This window comes from Paenibacillus thailandensis (assembly GCF_042685365.1).
GTDB lineage: Bacteria > Bacillota > Bacilli > Paenibacillales > Paenibacillaceae > Paenibacillus_AP > Paenibacillus_AP thailandensis.
The window spans coordinates 207857-225135 of the sequence record NZ_JBHUMY010000043.1; the positions used below are offsets into that span (position 1 = coordinate 207857).

Annotated in this window: 18 protein-coding genes; 8 read left to right on the forward strand and 10 right to left on the reverse strand. The window is 56.5% G+C overall.

Annotated elements, in window-relative coordinates; all coding sequences use genetic code 11:
* Positions 1-2: 2 nt before the first annotated feature.
* The 9 genes from ACFSW5_RS25180 to ACFSW5_RS25220 form a co-directional block, all read right to left on the reverse strand.
* The gene (locus ACFSW5_RS25180) at positions 3-1286 is read right to left on the reverse strand and encodes a sensor histidine kinase (protein ID WP_379279724.1); all 1284 of its coding nucleotides are present in this window, start codon (positions 1284-1286) and stop codon (positions 3-5) included.
* A 134-nt stretch (positions 1287-1420) separates the two neighbouring features.
* The gene (locus tag ACFSW5_RS25185) at positions 1421-2200 is read right to left on the reverse strand and encodes a TSUP family transporter (protein WP_379279727.1); all 780 of its coding nucleotides are present in this window, start codon (positions 2198-2200) and stop codon (positions 1421-1423) included.
* A 19-nt stretch (positions 2201-2219) separates the two neighbouring features.
* A complete protein-coding gene (locus ACFSW5_RS25190) occupies positions 2220-2870 on the reverse strand; it encodes an amino acid ABC transporter permease (RefSeq protein WP_379279729.1) in 651 nt (216 codons plus the stop codon).
* Between the two features lie 24 nt (positions 2871-2894).
* Positions 2895-3548: an amino acid ABC transporter permease gene (locus ACFSW5_RS25195; protein WP_379279759.1), complete on the reverse strand. Its 654-nt coding sequence runs from the start codon at positions 3546-3548 to the stop codon at positions 2895-2897.
* Between the two features lie 74 nt (positions 3549-3622).
* On the reverse strand, positions 3623-4492 hold the full coding sequence (locus tag ACFSW5_RS25200) for a glutamate ABC transporter substrate-binding protein (protein ID WP_379279762.1): 870 nt from the start codon (positions 4490-4492) through the stop codon (positions 3623-3625).
* A gap of 27 nt (positions 4493-4519) precedes the next feature.
* Positions 4520-5248 (reverse strand): amino acid ABC transporter ATP-binding protein, encoded by a 729-nt coding sequence (locus tag ACFSW5_RS25205; RefSeq protein WP_379279765.1) that lies wholly within the window; start codon positions 5246-5248, stop codon positions 4520-4522.
* Positions 5249-5482: 234 nt separating this feature from the next.
* Complete coding sequence (locus tag ACFSW5_RS25210; RefSeq protein ID WP_379279767.1) at positions 5483-6664, reverse strand: NAD(P)/FAD-dependent oxidoreductase; 1182 nt, start codon at positions 6662-6664, stop codon at positions 5483-5485.
* 19 nt (positions 6665-6683) lie between these two features.
* The gene (locus ACFSW5_RS25215; protein WP_379279770.1) at positions 6684-7115 is read right to left on the reverse strand and encodes a DUF1641 domain-containing protein; all 432 of its coding nucleotides are present in this window, start codon (positions 7113-7115) and stop codon (positions 6684-6686) included.
* A 307-nt stretch (positions 7116-7422) separates the two neighbouring features.
* On the reverse strand, positions 7423-8010 hold the full coding sequence (locus tag ACFSW5_RS25220; RefSeq protein ID WP_379279773.1) for a TetR/AcrR family transcriptional regulator: 588 nt from the start codon (positions 8008-8010) through the stop codon (positions 7423-7425).
* A 191-nt stretch (positions 8011-8201) separates the two neighbouring features.
* On the opposite strand from ACFSW5_RS25220, the gene ACFSW5_RS25225 reads away from it, so the two are divergent.
* From ACFSW5_RS25225 to ACFSW5_RS25235, 3 genes are read left to right on the forward strand one after another with little or no spacing between them, the layout of a single operon-like run.
* Positions 8202-8636, forward strand: coding sequence for a DUF6526 family protein (locus ACFSW5_RS25225; protein ID WP_379279775.1), 435 nt, complete (start codon positions 8202-8204; stop codon positions 8634-8636).
* A 28-nt stretch (positions 8637-8664) separates the two neighbouring features.
* Complete coding sequence (locus tag ACFSW5_RS25230; RefSeq protein WP_379279778.1) at positions 8665-9168, forward strand: DUF6022 family protein; 504 nt, start codon at positions 8665-8667, stop codon at positions 9166-9168.
* A complete protein-coding gene (locus tag ACFSW5_RS25235) occupies positions 9161-9535 on the forward strand; it encodes a DUF6220 domain-containing protein (RefSeq protein ID WP_379279780.1) in 375 nt (124 codons plus the stop codon). The genes ACFSW5_RS25230 and ACFSW5_RS25235 overlap by 8 nt, the downstream gene beginning before the upstream one ends.
* A gap of 65 nt (positions 9536-9600) precedes the next feature.
* Here ACFSW5_RS25235 and ACFSW5_RS25240 read toward each other — a convergent pair whose 3' ends face one another.
* Positions 9601-10671 (reverse strand): branched-chain amino acid aminotransferase, encoded by a 1071-nt coding sequence (locus ACFSW5_RS25240; protein WP_379279783.1) that lies wholly within the window; start codon positions 10669-10671, stop codon positions 9601-9603.
* Positions 10672-10815: 144 nt separating this feature from the next.
* Here ACFSW5_RS25240 and ACFSW5_RS25245 point away from each other — a divergent pair, with 144 nt between their 5' ends.
* The 5 genes from ACFSW5_RS25245 to ACFSW5_RS25265 all read left to right on the forward strand — a co-directional run bounded on the left by ACFSW5_RS25245 (position 10816) and on the right by ACFSW5_RS25265 (position 17268).
* Positions 10816-11727 carry a LysR family transcriptional regulator gene (locus tag ACFSW5_RS25245; RefSeq protein WP_379279785.1) on the forward strand — a complete coding sequence of 304 codons (912 nt, stop codon included), beginning with the start codon at positions 10816-10818 and terminating at the stop codon, positions 11725-11727.
* A 465-nt stretch (positions 11728-12192) separates the two neighbouring features.
* Entirely contained in the window at positions 12193-13542 is a 1350-nt protein-coding gene (locus tag ACFSW5_RS25250) for an ABC transporter substrate-binding protein (protein WP_379279789.1), read from the forward strand.
* A gap of 100 nt (positions 13543-13642) precedes the next feature.
* Positions 13643-14596, forward strand: a complete 954-nt coding sequence (locus ACFSW5_RS25255; protein ID WP_379279791.1) for a carbohydrate ABC transporter permease — start codon at positions 13643-13645, stop codon at positions 14594-14596.
* Positions 14593-15447, forward strand: coding sequence for a carbohydrate ABC transporter permease (locus ACFSW5_RS25260; protein ID WP_379279794.1), 855 nt, complete (start codon positions 14593-14595; stop codon positions 15445-15447). Before ACFSW5_RS25255 ends, ACFSW5_RS25260 begins: the two co-directional genes overlap by 4 nt.
* Positions 15448-15537: 90 nt before the next feature.
* Entirely contained in the window at positions 15538-17268 is a 1731-nt protein-coding gene (locus tag ACFSW5_RS25265) for a sensor histidine kinase (protein WP_379280249.1), read from the forward strand.
* Positions 17269-17279: the final 11 nt, after the last annotated feature.

Genomic DNA, 17279 nt, shown 5'->3' on the forward strand with positions numbered 1-17279 from the left:
AGTTACACTCCCTCCTTCAGGCGTTCCGTCGGAATTTCCACCACAAAGCTTGTGCGTCCCGGCTCCGAGAACAAGCGGATGCCGCCGCCAAGCGACCCCACGATCTCCCTCACATGCGAAAGACCGATGCCGGTGGCGGCATAGCCGGTCTGGCTGAACTTGGTCGTAAAGCCCGGCTCGAAGATCATCTCCCGGTCCTGATCCATAATGCCCGGCCCGTTATCGGTTACGGTCAACACCGTACGGCCTCCCCGGGTCTCGACTTCGACCTTGATCACGCCTGCCGCTTCAATCGCTTCCACCGCATTGGACACCAGATTGTTCAACACCGTAATAAGAGGAATATAGCGTTCCGTTATGTAATGCACCCATACTTCTTTCTCGAGGACGATCGCTTTGCCCAGCATCATCATGTATTCGTAGTTCGATTTGATGACGAAATCGACGATTTCGTCCATCCGCATCTCCGAAGCCGTCTCCCGGTCGAACAGCTTAAGCAGCCCGGCGAGGATGCGCTGCGAATCTTTCTTGACCTCGTGGATTTGCTGCGTCAGCTCCAGCACGGATCGGCTAACGTCGCGCAAGCCCGCTTCGGTCAGCCGGGTGTACAGCTCATGGCTTCTCGCGGTGATCGATTCGATCGTATTCATCGACTTGCGCAAATAAAAAACTTCCCCGTAAAGCCCGCTCCCGATGTTCAGCATCTGCTCCATCCGCTTCTGCTGCTCCTGGTGAAGCACCTTCATCCGGCTGATCGTCATGCTGCTGTATACGCCGATGACGAAATAGCTGCGGATGACGGCCGTACCGGCAAGCAGCAGCCACTCCTTCTGCCAGGACATAACCGGCATCCGGTAAATGAAACTGCGGGCGAGCAGCTCCGCTTCGTTGGATATAAAATCGACGCCGGCGATATAAGCGCCCAGGAGCAGCGGAGGGAAATCCCGCCAGCGATGCCGGATACGGCTCATCATAAAAGCAAACGCGACATAGTACACTCCGGCCGGGCAATGGGCAAGCAGACGATCTCCCGCATTCTCCAAGCTCATCGCCAAGGCCAGATCAAGCGCGGTACGGAACAATAAAACGGTCAGGCCGGTCACAAGGCCGGCCCGCACAAAGGGAAGCTTCCGGAACAGCAGCAGACAGAGCAGAAAGGCGCTTGTGCCAAGCCCGATGCGGAAGCCTTCTCCGCTGAACGGCGTGATCCGCAGCTGTCCGGCTAAAGCCGTAATAAGGGCGCAGAGCAGCAGCTGCGCCGGCTGCCCCCTCATCCATTTGTCCATCTTCGCACCCCTCCGTTGTCGTTAGCCTGCGGAATCGGTGCCTACAGCCGCCGTTTCCCGCGCTGTAAGATCTTAAGATAGAAGTGCCGGAATAACCTTATCCGTTAAATCATATGCAAAGCTTGCCCGATTTTTTACGGTCCCACGAACGATTGAAACAGCTCCCACAGCTGCTTGCCGATGAGCAGCGCGCACACCGTCAAGAAGAGCGGCCGGACATAAACGGATCCCTTCCGGATCGCCATGCGCGAGCCAAGCCACGAGCCCAGGATCATAGCCGCCCCCATCGAAAGGCCGATGCCGTAATGAACGGAGCCCAGCGCGATGAACGTGGCGAGGCTCGCCAGATTGCTGCCGAAGTTCAGCACCTTCGCATTGCCCGCCGCCCGGACGAAATCAAAGCCGAGCAGCAAAAAGGCGAACAGCAGGAACGATCCCGTTCCCGGACCGAAAAAGCCGTCGTAAAAGCCAAGCGCCAGCGCGGCTGCGCCGATCAAAACGGCGGACTTGCGGGTAAAGCCCGCAAAGGAGGAACGGCTCCCCCAGCTGCGGCGGAATATCGTATAGACGGTGATCCCGATCAGCATAAAAACGACAAGCGGCCGCAAAAAATCGGAAGGGATCTGCTGCAGCACGAACGTTCCGGCTACCGCTCCGATCAGCGACAGCGGAAACAGCCGGAGTCCCGTCTTCAGCTCCACATGCCCCGAACGGATAAACGATATCGTGCTGGTCAAAGATCCCATCGTGCCCGCCAGCTTGTTCGTGCCGAGCACAAGCGCCGGCGGCATCCCCGTCGCGAGCAGCACCGGGACGGCGATCAAGCCGCCTCCGCCGACAACCGCATCCACGTACGCGGCGAAGAATCCCCCCGCCAATACAAACATTAACATTTCCAGGCTAAGCTGCTCCAATGGCGACATTCCCCTTTAGTTAAACCCATTTGTGTTCCAGGCGGCGCGAAAGCAGGGACAGCAAATAATTCGTGCAGAAGTAGAGCAGCGCCACGAAGACGAGCACCGGAATCGTATAGCCCAGGTTCTGGGCGACGACGATTTTGGCATGGTGCATCAGCTCCGGCAGCGTAATGACGGTCGCGAGCGACGTATCCTTCAACAGCGAAATAAATTGGCTGACGATCGGCGGCACCATCCGGCGCAGTCCTTGCGGCAGCACGATATGCCACAAAGTCTGCAGGTATCCAAGCCCCGAAGAGCGGGCCGCTTCGATCTGCCCTTTGTCCACGGACAGAAGACCGCCGCGCACCACTTCCGAGATCATGGCGCCCTCGAACAGGCTGAGCGCCAAGATGGCCGAACGCTCCGCTCCCAGCTTCATTCCCAGTTCCGGCATCGCCAGGAAAGTAAAAAGTATAATTAATAATAGCGGCAAATTGCGAATGAGTTCAACTAAAGAAGCCAAAATCGGCTTGATGACCGGAAGCTTCATGTAACGGACGGCCCCTACGACCGTGCCGATCAGAAAACTGAAAATAATGGAGAAGAACGCCACTCGAAGAGTGACGTAAAATCCTTCGAATATAAATCGGACGTTAGCCTCCGAGAACGCGCCCCAGATGTCCAAAACGGCATCCCTCCTTCATCGGCGTCAACCCGCTTTGCTTAGCCTGCGCTCAAGCCGATTCGACATATAGCTTAGCGGAAGCGTCAGCAGCAGGTAAAACACGGCGACATAAATATAGGTTTCTACAGTGGCATACGTCTCGTATGCGATCTGATCGCCGAAATACATCAGGTCAAATCCGGCAAAGACGCTAAGGATGGACGAATTTTTGACCAGGTTGATAAATTGGTTGCTTAGCGGCGGGATCACGATGCGGACCGCTTGCGGCAGGATGACGTAACGCATCGTCTGGACGTAGGTCAGCCCGGAAGCTTCCGCCGCCTCCCGCTGCCCTTTCGGGACGGAGAGGATGCCGGCGCGAATCGCCTCCGCGATAAAAGCCGCAGTATAGACCGTTAGTCCGATCGTGCCGCACGTAAATCCGTCCAGCGTAACGCCAAGCAGCGGCAGCCCCCAATAAAACGCGTACACGACAAGCAGCACCGGAATATTGCGGATAAACTCGACATAAGCGGTGCCGGCCGCCCGCAGCGCCCGGCTTGGCGTAATGCGGAAGACCGCGATGACCGTGCCGAGGACAAAGCTGCCGACTAGCGCCAAGACGCTGGCGAGAACCGTATAGCCCAAGCCGCGCATATAACTGTCGAAATAACGGATGACGATGTCCCAATCCCCCATGACGCTGTCTCCTTTCCCGGCGATAGCGCCGTTGCCGTTCCGGGGAGGAACGGCAACGGCCCTGCCCCCGTCCGTTATTCAGCCGGCGGTTCTCCGATCCACTGCTCGTAAATTTTATTGTAGCTGCCGTCTTCCTTCATCGCCTTCAAGCCTTCGTTGACGGCGGCGGCCAGCGTCGTGTCGCCTTTCTTGACGGCGATGCCGTAAGGCTCGTCGGTGAACGGCTCGCCCACGACCTCATAGTTGCTGTCCTGAGCCGCCATGCCGTACAAAATCGCGTTGTCCGTCGTCAATGTATCGCCTTGGCCCGCCTTCAGGGCGCTGAACGCATCCTGATAGTTGTCGAATTCGAGCACGGTCGCGTCCGGCGCTTTCTCCTTAATGTTGTTGACCGAGGTCGAGCCTTTGACGGCCAATACCTTCGTCCCCTTCTTCACGTCCTCAAGCCCTTTGATCGGGCTTCCTTTCTTCACGAGAAGCGATTGGCCCGCCTTGAAATACACGTCGGAAAACTCCACCTGGTTCTTCCGCTCTTCGGTTATCGTCATCGTAGCCACGATCATGTCGATATCGCCGTTGTCCAGCATTTGAATCCGCGTCTTCGACGTCACCTCGACCAGCTCCACCTTCGTTTCGTCGCCGAGAATATGCTTGGCGAGCGCCTTCGCGATGTCGACGTCGAAGCCTTCGACTTCGCCGGTGGTCGGGTTTTTGAGCCCGAACAGCTTCGTATCGTATTTGACGCCCACGATCAGCTTATCGCGGCTTTTGATCTTATCGAGCCCCGACGCCGGCGCTTCGGCCGAAGGGCTTTCGCTTGGCGTCCCGCTGGCTCCGCCGCCATTGGCCCCGCTCTCCCCATTGCTTCCGCCGGCTCCGCAGCCCGCCAGCACCAGCATCAACATACATACAAGCGCAACGCTTAAACTCGTCCACTTTCTCATCTTTGTTCCTCCCCCGTATATTCGTTCTTAATGATTCAAGACGCGCTGCAAAAACAGCTTCGCCCTCTCCTCGCGCGGCTCGGTAAAAAACGCTTCCGGCACGCTTTCCTCGACGATCCGCCCTTTGTCCATAAAGACGACGCGGTCCGCCACGTCGCGGGCGAAACCCATCTCATGCGTCACGACGACCATCGTCATTCCTTCCCGCGCGAGCGCCCGCATGACGTCAAGCACCTCGCCGACCATCTCCGGGTCAAGCGCGGAGGTCGGCTCGTCGAACAGCATAATATCGGGCTTCATGGCGAGCCCTCGGGCGATCGCCACGCGCTGCTGCTGGCCTCCGGACAGCTGAGACGGGTAGCTGTGCGCCTTGTCGGCAATGCCGACCTTCTCCAGATACAACATGGCCGTCTCCTCGGCTTCCCGCTTGGATACGCCAAGCGCTTTAATGGGCGCGAGGGTAATGTTTTCGATCACTTTCTTGTGCGGATACAGATTGAAATGCTGGAACACCATGCCGATTTTGCGCCGGACCTTGTTGATGTCCGTCCGGGAATCGTGAATTTTGGCCCCGCCTACAACCAGTTCGCCGCTCGTGATCGACTCCAGCCGGTTAATGCAGCGAAGAAGCGTGCTTTTGCCCGAGCCGGACGGTCCGACGACCACGACGACCTCTCCCTGCTCTACGCGAAGATTGATGCCTTGGAGGACGTGAAAGTCACCGTAGTGCTTCTCCACCTGCCGGAACTCAATCAATGGATCACCCCGTCTGTTTTCAGAATTTTTAAAAAATCCGGATAAGCCGATTTTCCACCTCTCCTACGAAATCCTATGCCATCCTACAAGCCGATTTTTAACATCGCGTAAAGGAGGCATGGCCAACCTACGCAAACCTACAACCGCACCGGCTTCCATTGGCATAAAAAAAGGACCGTCCCATTGGGACAGTCCTTTGACTTGAAGCTATTCGCCGGGGCCGGCTGGCGGCTATTAATAAGCCAGCGCGAACAGGCCTTGAATATGCGACAGGTAGCGAATGTTGCTCGCTTCCTTCATAAGCGATGCCGGCAAGCCTTTCAATTCGATGTTGTTGCCGCCGATGAAGCCGATGCCGTCCTTGCGGCCAAGGCTTGCAAGCGTACCGGAGAAGACCGGCGTGAATTTGTCCATGACGCCGCCTTTAACGAGCACGGACAGGTTGTAGCCGATCGTTTCGCCCATTTGCCATGCGAGCTGAGCGGTCGGAGGATAAGGACGCTCGCCGCCTTCCGGGAATACGACGGCGCAGTCGCCCGCCACGAATACGTCCGGGTGCGAAGTCGATTGCAGCGTCGGGGTAACCGTCGAACGTCCGCGGTCTTCGGCCAGGCCGCACGAGCCGACGATCGGATGGCCTTTGACGCCGCCCGTCCAGATGATCGTGTTCGATTCGATCGTTTGGCCGTTTTTGAGCGAAACGGTGTTTTTGGTCGCTTCCGTGATGGCAACGCCTTGCAGGAACGTAACGCCGCGTTTCGTCAAGCTTTCGACCGCGCGCTCGATCAGCACTTTCGGGAACATTGGGATGATCGAAGGACCCGCTTCCACGCAGTAGATCGTGATGTCGTTGAAGTCGATGCCTTTCGCGCGGCAAATTTCAGGCAGTTTGTCCGCGAATTCGCCGACCAGCTCGACGCCGGTCAGGCCGCCGCCGCCAACGACGATCGTCGCGTCGGCTTTGTTGCCGGATTGCTTGTAAGCGTCCAGGCGAGCTTCGACGTGAGCGCGGATTTTGTTCGCGTCCGCCGCCGATTTCAGCACCATGCTGTTCTCTTCCAGACCAGGGATGCCGAAGTAGTTCGTTTCGCTGCCGAGGGCGACGACAAGCGCGTCGTATTTGTAAACCGTGCCGCTTTCGAGCACGACCTGCTTGTCGTCCGGCTTGATTTCTTTAACCGTGTCGACGACAACGTTGACGTCCTTCGAACCGACCAGCTTGCCGAGCGGAAGCGCAACGGCTTTCTCGTCGATCGTGCCGCCCGCCAGACGGTGCAGCTCGGTAATGATTTGGTGCGTCGGGTAACGGTTAATGATGGTGATGTTGGCTTCCGCCGCCGACAAATATTTGCGCGCGGTCAGCGCCGACAGAACGCCGCCGTAGCCGCCGCCGAGAATAAGAATTTGTTTCGTCATCTTCCGTCCTCCTCCTGTCCTAGTGTTGTTGCTTGCGCTCTGCGATCACGGCAAGGAAAGCTTGAGCGAAACGAAGCGTTTTTTGAACTTCTGGATCTTTCAACATTCTGAGCAGGCCGAACAGGCCGACCGTCGTGCCTGCGTCCGCTTGCGCGCGTTCGCCGGCTTCGATGGCCGCCGATGCGATTCCTTTGGCTTTCTCTTGTACAGGCTTAACGAACTCGGCGAGACCGTGCGAGAGATCGTTAATCAGCACTTTGTCCGTCGCAACGAGCTGGGCGAAATCGTAAGCTTTCGTAGCCAGCGTAACGATTTCGGCGAGCTTGGGCAGCGCGTCCACCAATACGGTAAGAGATTGTTGAACTTCCGGCTTCATCAGCTGGTCGAGCACATCAAGCGTTTTTTGTTCCTCGACAACTGCCGTTTCTTGAGGAGCAGATGTTTGTGACATAAGAGAAAGTCCTCCTTTGCGTAGTTTCGGTTGCCTGAACCCTAACGAGTCAAGCACACGAAACCGTGCCGTTTCCCGGACATTGTAACATTTTTCACATAGGAGTCGTCAATAGGCTGCTGCAGCCGCAGCGGAACGCTCCCCGCCTCCAAGGAAATGACACCGTTTCGCGGACATGACTCATTCGTTCTTCTAACCTTTGGTTCTATTGTACACCTTTTGGTCACAAAATTAAAAAAGAATTTTTTTCAAAACGAAGATTTTTGTCGAAAAGCGCTCTTCAGCCTATTCGCCGGCCGGATCTGCGCTATTCGAGTCCGGGCGATAACAGGTCCAAAACACGGTCCGCAAATTGCGCCTGTTCTTCCAAAGACTCCTCTCGGCCCAAAAAATTCAGCTGAAACGCATGTTGAAAACAGCTTCCCAGCAATAAATCGGCTGCCGCCCTTGCATCGACCCGATCGCCGATTCGGCCGAGCTGCTTCTCCTTCAACAAATAGGCCTCGACCGCCTCGTTCGCCCGGTGCGGCCCTTCATTCCGTTCCGTAAATCCTTCCCGATGGCGGTACAATATATTCGGATCCGAAAAAATGGAGCAGATCAAAGACATGGACGCGTTGAAATCCCCAAGCGCGGCAAGCGCTACCCGCTTAAGGTTGTCCCGCACCGGGCTTGTGCCGGCAAGGCTCTGCAGCGACGTTAAAGCCGCCATTAAATTTTTCAATTGATTCCGCAGCACGTGAAGGAATAGATCTTCCTTGCTCTTGAAATGATTATACAACGATCCTTCAGAGCAGCCGGCGGCTTTGGCGATCTCCTTGGTCGTCGTCTTCGCCAGTCCGTTCGTCAACAGCACGCGTTCAGCCGCTTCGGCGATTCTAGATTTTAAGTCCAATTTTTTACACACTCTCCTATTGACATGAATGAATCGGCTCGTTATGCTTTTATTATGAGTGTGCACTCACTCAATGTCAAGCTTTACAATGCCATGTCATCGTCGAGCGGAGCGATTCATTTAACAGGGTCGCGTGTATGCCGTCATATGAGTGTGCACTCACTCAGAAAATGGAAAGGAGGTGCTCCCTATTGAAGCAGCAAAATTACAGGAACCACGTAAGATGGAATCCCGCGTTTCATTTTTTTCTGGTGCCTCTCGGATTTATTGCGTTAAGCGCCGCTATCGTATATTTGTTTGTCGCCAATTGGACGACGGAATCCGTATTGGCCTCGGCGCTATTTATTTCCTTGTCCTTTATTTCCGCGATGACCCTGTTTATGGTCAGAAGATTTGCATGCAAAGTCCAAGACCGCGCGATACGCGCCGAGGAGAATTTGCGGCATTACGTATTAACCGGCAGGCTGCTCGATCCCCGTCTGACCATGGGCCAAATTACGGCGCTCCGATTCGCCTCGGATGACGAGCTGCCGTCTTTGTGCGAGAAAGCGGTGAACGAACAAGCAACGCCCGACAGTCTCAAGCGCTCCATCTTGTCATGGAGAGCCGATCACGAACGGGTTTAATAAAAATCATGTCATGGGAGGCCGGATAATGAGCGGATTAAACGAAATGATCAGAAGAACGACGATGGACGCACTGACAACTTACGCTCAACATTATATCGATCGCGAATGGGAGCGTGTATGGGAAGAGAACTTGCCGGAAATCGAGCGAATCTACGAGAAAGGCGGGGATTCGGCTTACGGCTTCTTTTGCCTGAAGCTTTTTCATCCTTTGGAGGCCGAAATGGTCAGCGAAGGATTAACTCCCCGTCCTGTTTTTCCGGGCACCTTCCCGCAATCGGAAGAGCATTGGGGGCCTTGGGAAGAACGGGAACGGCGGTTTTGGAGCGTGCTTCACGGGGCGAACGAAAAGCCGCTCGGAACGCTCGTGACCCGGATTTTTCACGACCATACCCGCTTGCGCCTCCCTAAACCGCCGCAAATCTACGCCATTGACGAAACCGATCCGCTGCGTATCTCCCATGCTATTGTCCATGGCGATCCGCCAAACATGAATCCGGCGGGCGGAGGAGTGTACGGTCGCTATGCATGACCGGCCCTGCAATCGGACAATGCGGATCTTTTTCATCGCCTTTGCTTGGCTCTTCACCCTATTCGTCGGGCTGCAGGTTTTATTGGCGGGAGCAGCCTTGTTTGTCGATCCGGCCAGCTGGATGGTCCACGCCAGCTTTGCCAGATATGTTGCGTTGTTGCCGTTACTCATGCTTATCCTGGCATGGAGCGGCCGGCTGCCGGCCAGATGGCTGTGGAGAAGCGCCGGATTATTGGGGATGGTCATCGGCCTGTTTCTAACCGCCATCCTTTCTTCACGAATCGGGGTTTTGTCGGCGCTGCACCCGGTCATCGCCCTCCTGCTGTTCAGCGGCAGCGCGGAGCTCCTCCGTTCTTTCCGTCATTGAAAACAAAAAAACGGCTGAACAAAAGCTTTCGCCTTGTTCAGCCGCATTTTCCAAAGTCCGTCCGCTTATTTGATTTCGATCATCCAGCCAAGCGAATCCTCGACGATGCCGCGCTGAATGCCCGTCAGCGTGTCGTACAGCTTTTTGGACAATTCGCCCGTGCTGCCGTCCTGGATCGTGTATTTCTCCCCGTTAAACGACAGCTCGCCGACCGGCGAAATGACGGCCGCGGTGCCGGTGCCGAAGCACTCCTGCAGCGTTCCGTTCCGGTGCGCCTCGATGACCTCGTCGATCGAGATTTGGCGCTCCTCGACCGGCTCGCCCCAATGCCGCAGCAGCTCGATAATCGAACGGCGGGTAATGCCGTCCAGAATGCTTCCGCTCAGCGCCGGCGTCACGACTTTGCCGCCGATGCGGAAGAAGATGTTCATGCTGCCGACTTCCTCGATATATTTGCGGTGTACGCCGTCCAGCCAAAGCACCTGCGAATAGCCCCGTTCGTGCGCTTCCTCCTGCGCTTTCAAGCTCGCCGCGTAGTTGCCCGCCGTCTTTGCGTCGCCCACGCCGCCTCTTACGGCGCGTACATAATGCGATTCCACGAAAATTTTGACCGGATTGATGCCTTCCTTGTAATAGGAGCCGACCGGCGACATGATGATCATGAACAAGTATTTTTGCGAAGGGTTGACGCCCAGGGCCGCCTCCGTCGCGATAACGAACGGGCGGATGTAGAGCGACGTGCCTTCTTCCTCGGGAATCCAGTCCTGATCGATCAGCAGCAGCTGACGCAGCGCTTCCAGCCCAAGCTTCTCGTCGATCGCCGGAACGCTAAGACGCTCGTTGGAGCGGTTGAGACGCTCGAAGTTTTTGTCCGGGCGGAAGGTAATGACCGTGCCGTCGGCTTTTTTGAACGCCTTCAGCCCTTCGAATATCGTTTGCCCGTAGTGGAACACCTTGGCCGCCGGGTCCAGCGCAATCGGCTGGTACGGCACGATCCGCGGGTTATGCCAGCCTTGGCCGGCATCGTAATCCATAATGAACATATGATCCGTAAAATGATGGCCAAAAACCAAATTTTTTGGATCCGGCTTCTGTTTCTTGTTCGTGCTTGCTTCTATCGAGATTCCAAACGACATCGACTATCCATCTCCTCACGCCTGCATTGGGCTTATCTTTTCACCGCTTATTTGCTAGTTAAATCGTATCATATCGTGTAATATATTTAAAATATCGGTTTTATAAGATTATCATACCTTTATTATATAAGGAGAAGATACCGCATGGACATTCGCCAGCTCAGGTATTTTCTGGAGATCGCCCAAACCGGGCAAATTACGCGCGCCGCCAAAAATTTAAACATGGAGCAGCCGCCTCTTAGCCGTCAATTAAAGCTGATGGAGGAGGAGCTGAACGTCACGCTGTTCGACCGCAACGGCAAACGGCTGCAGCTGACGTCCGCCGGAGAACTGCTCCGGGAGCGCGCCGAGCGCCTGCTCCGCGAGCTCGGGGAAACGGTGCAAGCCGTAAAAGAAGTGAATGAAGGGATCACGGGCGAGCTGGCGATCGGCTCCGTCGTCTCCTGCATCTCGCTGCTTCCTCCTCATATTAAAAGCTTCCGCGAGAAATATCCGCTCATGACGTTCAAGATCGCCGAAGGCGACCACTTCCTGCTCGGCGACCAGCTGGAGAAGCGCAACATCGAGCTGATCGTCGCCCGGCTGCCGTTCGAGGCCGCCGACGAGGAAGGCCGGTACGAAGAGCTGCGACTCCCCTCCGATCCGTACGTGGCGGTCATACCAAGCCAGTGGAAGTCCGATGCGGAGCAAAAATCCATAACGATGGGAGAGCTGGCGGCGTTCCCGTTTCTGACGCTCAAGACGGACAAAACGACAGGCATGCACGAAAGGGTCGTCAAAGAGTTCCGCGAGCACGGCCATACTCCCCACATTATATGCGAATGCTCCAGCGTCGCCATCATCATGGCGATGGTGGCGCAAGGGATCGGCGTAACCGTCTTTCCGAAGTCCGTTATGGATTCGTTCCCGCTGTCGGCCATCGCGATGCTGGAAATATCCGATGCCAGCTTTCTGTCGGAGGTCGGCGTCGTATGGCTGAAGAACCGCTACTTGTCCCGGGGCGCGAGGCGCTTCATCGAGCTGTTCCGCGAAGCCGGCGGCCGGGGGGAACCTTGAGGCATGCCGTCCAGCGGCTGAGTTGCCTGGGAGCGGGAATACTTCCTCTCTGCTGCGGATGCCCACGGCGCGAAGCAAAAAGCCCAATCGAACCGAGAAGCGCCGGTTCGATTGGGCTTTTTGCGGGTGGCTTACTGGGGGAACCAAGCGCTTGGAGAGGAGTGGTTGGATTATTTTTTCTATTTCCTGCATGATCTTATGCTTTTCTTTATCCTTAGGTTTCAATCCCGGCCCCCCTTGATTTAAAAGACCTTTTGTTTCATCTTCTTATTGCTTGCATCGGCCACATAAATCGATTTCCGATGTTTATCCCCGCCACGGCGTTCCCGAACGCTTTCCCCTATCATCCCTCCGAACGAATTTGAACCATGAATCGCAAGATTGCCTCCTCATCTTTCCGTTTGAAATCCTTTACAGTTATTCGTGAAGCAACCAATACCAGGAAAGAGAGGGGTTTTAAGATCCATGTTTAAAAAGAAATCATTGCTCATGCTGGCGCTGTCGGCAGTTACGGCGTTCTCCCTGTCGGCTTGCAGCGGGGGCGGCAACGGCGCTACGAGCGGCAATTCGCCGAGCCCAAGCGCCGGGACCGGCACGGAGTCGTCCGCGCCTTCGGCCGATACCGGGGAAAAAATCGAGCTGTCCTTCTGGACGCTGGGTAACCTGAACTACGAGGATCTGGCCAACCAATATATGGCCGAGCATCCGAACATTTCGATCAAAATTCAAAACACCGGCGACCAGACCGCTCACCATAACAACCTGACGACGGCGTTATCCGCCGGCTCCGGGGCGCCCGACCTTTTCCAATTGGAAATCGGTTTCATGGAACGGTTCATCAATGCCCAAGACAAGTTCTACAATTTGAACGACCTTGGCGCAGCGGACGTTAAAGGCGATTACCTCGACTGGAAATGGCAGCAAGCCTCCTCGGTCGACGGCTCGTTCCAGATCGGCCTGCCGACGGACATCGGCCCTACCGTCGCTTATTACCGCGTCGACCTTGCCGAGCAAGCCGGCCTGCCGACCGATCCGGAAGGCTTCACGGCGGCCATCGACACGTGGGACAAATTCGCGCAGGTCGCTAAAGCGTTCAAAGAAAAAACCGGCAAGCCGTTCGTCGACTCCCGCGACTTGATCTACAACGCGCTGCGCGACCAGTCCGACGGCCAAATCTACTTCAACAAGGAAGACGGCAAGTTCATCGGCGACCAAAATCCGCAGGTGAAAAAAGCGTACGACTTCACCGTGAAGGGCATCCAGGAAGGCTGGGTCGCCAACTACGCCTTGTGGTCTCCGGAGTGGGGCCAAGCGACGAACAACGGCGACTTCGGCGTTATGCTCGGCCCGGCATGGATGCTCGGCAACATTAAGAGCAACGGCCCGGATTCGAGCGGCAAGTGGAAAATCGCGCAGCTTCCGGAAGGCGCCGGCAACTGGGGCGGCTCGTTCATTTCGCTGCCGAAGCAAGGCAAGCATCCGGAGGAAGCGTTCGCATTCGCCAAATGGCTGGTCAACAAGGAGAACCAGCTTGAATCGTTCAAGGTCAGCGGCCTTATGCCTTCCATTCCGGCGCTGTACGAGGATCCGGCTTTCACCGGCTTCCAGGACGAATTCCTCGGCGGGCAAGCGTCCGCGGTCGAATTCGGCAAATCGGCGGAACGCGTCAAGCCGGTCTATTACGGCCCGCTGCACGACCAGACGGACGCCTTCATGAAGGAAGCGCTGCAGAACGTGCAGGAGAAAGGCGCCGACCCGACGGCGGAGTGGAACGCGGCGATCGAGAAAACGAAGCAGCTCGAGAAACGCAGCTAACGGGCTAAACAGCCGCTTACAACCGAATCGTCAAGCCTTCGAGTTCGCCGGGGAGCTTCCTGAGCGAACTCGAAGCATTGAACTTTTATGGAGGTGCATTATGCCGCAAACCGTGCAAACGGCGGCCGGCGCCCGGACCAAAGCAAGCTGGCTGACGGAGCGCAGACGGAGCAGCCTGACGGCTTATCTGTTTATATCGCCGTTTTTTATTTTATTCGCCATATTCGGGCTATACCCGATCCTGTTCACGTTCTATCTGTCGTTCTTTAAATGGGACGCGCTTGGCCCGATGGAATTCGTCGGGATGGAGAACTTTCAGTTCGTAACCGAGGACCCGCTCTTCTGGACCTCGTTCATGAACACGCTGCTGATCGGCGTGCTCGGCACCGTGCCGCAGCTGATGCTGGCGCTGCTGATCGCCGTCTTCCTGAACTCGTCCATCACGAAGTTCAAGAAGACGTTCCGCGTCCTTTATTTCATGCCGAACATTACGTCCATCGTGGCCGTGACGCTCGTATTCAGCGCGATCTTCGGCAATAACGGCATGGCGAACTGGTTTCTCGGCCTGTTCGGCGGCGATCCGGTCGCCTGGAACTCGGGCTGGTGGGGCGTCAAAATCGCTATCGCCACTATGGTCATGTGGAGATGGACGGGCTATAACACGATCATTTATTTGTCCGGCCTGCAGAGCATTCCGACGGACATTTACGAAGCCGCGCGCATCGACGGGGCGAACCGGTTCCAGCAGCTGACGCAAATCACCCTCCCGCTCCTTCAGCCGTTTATCGTGTTTACGGTGCTGATGTCGACGATCGGCTCGCTGCAGCTGTTCACCGAGCCTTACGTCTTCCTCGGCCAGACCGGAACCGGATCGTTGCGCGAAGAGGGCATTACGATGGTGAACTACCTCTATTCCGAAGCGTTCGGCAACAGCTTCTTCGGAACCGCCGCGGCGACGGCCGTTATTTTGCTTCTATTCACCGTCATTTTCTCGATGTTCAACATGTGGGCTTCCCGCCGCATGGGCGGAGATACGGACGGAGGTGCAGTATGAGATCGACCCTCGCCAAAGGCGATCGTCCCGGCCTCGCTTCGACGACGATCTATTATATTTTTCTGATTGCCGGAGCTTTCGTCTCCGTCTTCCCGTTCTACTGGATGTTCGTCGTGGCGACGAACGACCGCGGCGGCGCCTTTCACGTTCCGCCTCTCGTCACGTTCGGCGATCAGTTCGTGGCCAATTTTAACCGCGCTCTGGAAAAAACCGAATTCTGGACCTCGCTCGGCAATTCGCTGTTCGTCTCGGCCATGACGACCGTATCCGTGCTGTTCTTCTGCTCGCTGGCCGGCTACGCTTTCGCGAAATACGAATTCAAATACAAAAACTTTCTGTTCTTCTTCGTGCTGTGCACGCTGTTCGTCCCGCAGCAGCTGAGCGTGCTGCCGACGTATGTCATCATGGCGAAGCTGCAATGGATCGATTCGTACAAGGCGCTTATCGTGCCCGCCATGGCGAACGCCTTCGGCATCTTCTGGATGCGCCAATATATCGCGAGCGCGGTCCACGCGGAGCTGATCGAGGCGGGCCGGATCGACGGCGCCGGCCATTTGCGCATTTTCGGGACGATCGTCGTTCCGATCATTACGCCGGCCATCGCCACGCTCGGCATTTTTACGTTCATGAATACATGGAACGACTTCTTCTGGCCGTTCGTCGTGCTGAAGGACCGAAGCCACTATACGGTGCAAATCGCCCTGCAGCAGCTGTTTACGACGCGCGACGGCCTCGACTACGGCATGATCATGTCCGCAACGAGCATGGCGACGATCCCGCTGCTCGTCGTCTTCCTGCTGTTCAGCCGCTGGTTCATCGCCGGGCTTACTTCGGGCGCGGTGAAAAGCTAGCTTTTAGCTTTCGCGGAACTTCTTATTGACAACCTTCGGACGTTGGAGTAAACAGATTAAGAAGACGCTTTCGAGAAGAGGTGAAACCGCCTGAAGCTGCGCCGCAAAATTTTGCTTGCCAACGTCCTGCTCGTCTTTATACCCGTTATCGCGATGGGCGCAATCTCCTATTTCAGCTTCTCGAACGCGATCGAGACGAAATCCAGCAACTTCTACTGGATCTCCCTGCTCGAGACCGACCGGAAGCTGAAATTCGCGCTCGGCGAAATTACGACGATCTCCAATTCGGCCATTACCCAGCCCGTACTTCAGCAAGCGTTAAAAAACCCGCCAAGCACCGTTCTCGGCTACGATACGAAGCAAGAACTCAACAACCTGCTCGTCAACCATCCCATGATTGTCTCGTTCGCGTTATATTCCAGAGACAAACTGATCTACGGCGGCGACTCCCCGATTCCGGCATCGGGGCTTAAGGCGCAGCCCTGGTATGCCGATATGGTCGCGGCCGAAGGCCGGCCCGTCTGGTCCGGTCCGGGGGAGAACGGCTCCGCCGCGGCGGGACGCCCCGTCCTGATCCAGGCCCGCGTCGTCAAAGATTACTACTCGCTGGAGGACATCGGCTGCATCGTGCTCTACATCAAGCCCGACATTCTCGATCAAGTGTTCTGGGACGCCGCCACGCTGGAGAAGGGCGACATGCTGCTCGTCAACCGCGAAGGCTCGATCGTGTTCGGCAAGTCGGGCGAGCATATCGGGGAGAAGGCTTCGTTCCCGTTTCTGTCGCCGGACTACCGGAACGACAAAGGCTACTACATCGACAAATACAACGGCGCGAAGTCGCTTATCACCTTCCTGCCGTCGCATAATCCGGACTGGTACTTAACCGCGATTACGCCGACGACCGTGCTGCAGGCCGAATCCGTCCCGCTGCGCAATACGGCCGTCCTGCTCGCGGTTTTCTCCCTTATTTCCGCGCTGCTGTTCGACCGTTTCTTCGTCACGCGGCTCGTGCGCAGCATCATTAGCACGGTGAACGGGATGCGGCGCGTGGAGCGGCGCGTCTTTACGCGCATTCCGGAAGGAATCGAGCGCACGAACGACGAATCCCGCATGCTGGTGGACGGCTTCAACCGGATGAGCGGCCAGATCCAGGATTTGCTGCGGCAAGTGGAAGCCGAGCAGGCGATGAAGAAGGAAGCCGAGCTGCAGGCGCTCGTGTCGCAGATCAATCCGCATTTTATATACAACTCGCTGGAATCGATCAATTCGATGGCGGTACTGCAGGGCAACAAGGATATTAGCCGCATGGTCGTGTCGCTCGGGCGGCTGCTGCGCATCAGCATCAGCGAAAACCAGGAATTGATCCCGCTGTGGATGGAATTCGAGCACGTCAAGCATTACCTCAATATTCAAAAGTTCCGCTTCGAGGATCAGTTCGAATATTCGCTGGAGCTTCCGGACGAGCTGCGCGGCTGCATGACCCAGAAGCTGATCGTCCAGCCGATCGTCGAGAATGCGCTCTACCATGCCATCGAGCCGATGCAGCGGCAAGGAACGATTCACGTCCGGGCATCCGCCGGCGTGCAGGAAATATGGATCGACATCACCGACAACGGCCCCGGCTTTGACGAAGCCGTCCTGGCGGAGCTGTGGACGAGAAGCGGCGCAAGCGGCAAGAAATACAAGGACAGCGGCGTCGGGCTCCGCAACGTGCACGAGCGGGTGCGCATCCGCTTCGGCAGCCCGTACGGCATGACGGTCTGCTCCTCCCCCGGCCTCGGCTCGACGATCCGGATCCGCGTCCCCAGAATCGACCCGTGACGGCCGACCTC

Coding starts and splice junctions, on each gene's coding strand:
- ACFSW5_RS25180 (WP_379279724.1), bottom strand. CDS start 1,286: ATGGACAAATGGATGAGGGGGCAGCCGGCGCAGCTGCTGCTCTGCGCC.
- ACFSW5_RS25195 (WP_379279759.1), bottom strand. CDS start 3,548: ATGGGGGATTGGGACATCGTCATCCGTTATTTCGACAGTTATATGCGC.
- ACFSW5_RS25200 (WP_379279762.1), bottom strand. CDS start 4,492: ATGAGAAAGTGGACGAGTTTAAGCGTTGCGCTTGTATGTATGTTGATG.
- ACFSW5_RS25210 (WP_379279767.1), bottom strand. CDS start 6,664: ATGACGAAACAAATTCTTATTCTCGGCGGCGGCTACGGCGGCGTTCTG.
- ACFSW5_RS25215 (WP_379279770.1), bottom strand. CDS start 7,115: ATGTCACAAACATCTGCTCCTCAAGAAACGGCAGTTGTCGAGGAACAA.
- ACFSW5_RS25230 (WP_379279778.1), top strand. CDS start 8,665: ATGAGCGGATTAAACGAAATGATCAGAAGAACGACGATGGACGCACTG.
- ACFSW5_RS25235 (WP_379279780.1), top strand. CDS start 9,161: ATGCATGACCGGCCCTGCAATCGGACAATGCGGATCTTTTTCATCGCC.
- ACFSW5_RS25240 (WP_379279783.1), bottom strand. CDS start 10,671: ATGTCGTTTGGAATCTCGATAGAAGCAAGCACGAACAAGAAACAGAAG.
- ACFSW5_RS25245 (WP_379279785.1), top strand. CDS start 10,816: ATGGACATTCGCCAGCTCAGGTATTTTCTGGAGATCGCCCAAACCGGG.
- ACFSW5_RS25250 (WP_379279789.1), top strand. CDS start 12,193: ATGTTTAAAAAGAAATCATTGCTCATGCTGGCGCTGTCGGCAGTTACG.
- ACFSW5_RS25255 (WP_379279791.1), top strand. CDS start 13,643: ATGCCGCAAACCGTGCAAACGGCGGCCGGCGCCCGGACCAAAGCAAGC.
- ACFSW5_RS25260 (WP_379279794.1), top strand. CDS start 14,593: ATGAGATCGACCCTCGCCAAAGGCGATCGTCCCGGCCTCGCTTCGACG.